Source organism: Desulfocucumis palustris, from assembly GCF_002933875.1.
Lineage (GTDB): Bacteria > Bacillota > Desulfotomaculia > Desulfotomaculales > Desulfocucumaceae > Desulfocucumis > Desulfocucumis palustris.
Genome location: NZ_BFAV01000022.1, coordinates 1 through 1,690, shown reverse-complemented (window position 1 = coordinate 1,690; position 1,690 = coordinate 1). Strand labels below are relative to the sequence as shown.

Here is a 1,690-nt window from a genome sequence, read left to right as displayed (position 1 = left end):
GCAAGGCTGCAAGCGACAATTCCTACAATTTCAGGAATACCCTGGACAAAAAACAATAATGCATGTAGCATTAATACACCTCGTAAAGAATTATAAAACAATCAATAAGCACTATTGATACTACAATTGGGATTACTATGTACCTCAACAAAAATTTGTAAATTTATTTTATGATAACTAAACAGTCACAAAGCTGCTACTAGTCAACAAAAAAATATTGCTTCTATGAATTACGTTGTTATTCACAACCTGCTGCTTGCCGGATAAAAGACAGTCTTATATTTTCCACATACCTTCCAGTGGTCTCCTGAACCTTGAAATCAACAAGGCCATGGCAATCATCACAATGGCCTGGGGTAAACCCGTTAATTTCCATAAAAAAGCATTGGACATCAATTTCTCAACGCCTTCATTTAAAATTTTAACAGCCACCTCATATATACTGGACTCCAATAATGCAAGAAGGCCCATGCTGGTGAAAACCGCCATAAAACTTTTGGAAGGAGGAACCTTGGTAGCACTGGCGATAAAAAGAGTCCATAAAAGAATTGACGCCACCGTGTGCAATCCGAAAGTTATAGGCATACTTCTTAAGGCTAACATTATTGCTGTTACCACCAAACCCGCCGAAAAAATCACTCCCCAGCGCAGTTTCACCCGGGTTAAAGCCAGACTGAATGCGCAAACCCCCACTGTCTCGGGAATACCCTGCATAAAAAACAATAATGTCTGCTGCATCTTCACACCTCTTAAAGCAGTATAAATGGCTAACAAATTCCTTTAGAAACAGAATGGACTGCTTTGTTATGTCTTTAAAGATTCAGCAAAAAGTCTTCACATCCCAACTATGCTTACACCTGTATAAAGGCTTGTCCCTTTTAAAAAAAGACCGAATCATATTCTCCACAGGTCTTTAAGTGGTTTCCTGTATTTTGAAAACAACAAAGCGAAAATTATCATGAGAATAGCCTGGGGTAAAGTCGTTAATTTCCACAAAAAAGCATTGGACATTAAATCATTAACGTCAGTATTTAAGAGCCTAACAGCCTCTTCAAGTATGGTGTACTCCAACAAAACCAACATGTCAAAACTGGCAAAAACCACCAGAAAACATTTAGATGGCGGAACCCTGGTGGACATGGCAATAAACAAAGCCAATAAAAGAATTGATGCCACGGTGTGCAATCCGAAAGTTATAGGCATGCTCCTTAAGGCTAAAATTATTGCCGTCATAACAAAAGCCGCCGGCAAAATTATACCCCAGCGCAGTTTCACCCGGGCCAAGGCCAGGCTGAAGGCACAAATCCCTATGGATTCAGGAAAACCCTGCACAAAAAATAATAATATCCGCAGCATCTTCACACCTCGAAAAACAGCATGAACGGCCAATAAATTCTATTCGACACAATTACTGGAATTCCTTTTATATTTTCTTTAATTTTCCAAAATTAATATTCTGCCAATATGTCAAATAATATCCGGGAAGCTGCTCCGGTAAAACAAAAAAACCGCCTTTGCGGCCGTATAAATGTTATATTTCTTTACTCAACTGGCTGCTGCTGTATCCCCCTACTGCCTGGGAACTTATAGAAAAAACCCGGGACTACCTGAAAAGAGCTAAGGATGTGGTAAAATGCCTGAAACAGCAATTGGAGTAGAAGAAATAATAAAATCGTACCTGCTTGTGCTT

The 1,690-nt window shown here is 39.2% G+C and carries 2 protein-coding genes; both read right to left on the bottom strand.

The annotated features are described in order from the left end of the window. Positions 1-276 precede the first annotated feature (276 nt). Complete coding sequence (locus DCCM_RS02330) at positions 277-738, bottom strand: hypothetical protein (protein ID WP_104370859.1); 462 nt, start codon at positions 736-738, stop codon at positions 277-279. Positions 739-894: 156 nt separating this feature from the next. Beyond that, positions 895-1,356 carry a hypothetical protein gene (locus tag DCCM_RS02325; protein ID WP_104370858.1) on the bottom strand — a complete coding sequence of 154 codons (462 nt, stop codon included), beginning with the start codon at positions 1,354-1,356 and terminating at the stop codon, positions 895-897. Positions 1,357-1,690 lie beyond the last annotated feature (334 nt).

Bases quoted from the DNA above. Each gene is read 5' to 3' on its own strand.
- DCCM_RS02325 (WP_104370858.1), bottom strand. From the start codon at position 1,356: ATGCTGCGGATATTATTATTTTTTGTGCAGGGTTTTCCTGAATCCATA.
- DCCM_RS02330 (WP_104370859.1), bottom strand. From the start codon at position 738: ATGCAGCAGACATTATTGTTTTTTATGCAGGGTATTCCCGAGACAGTG.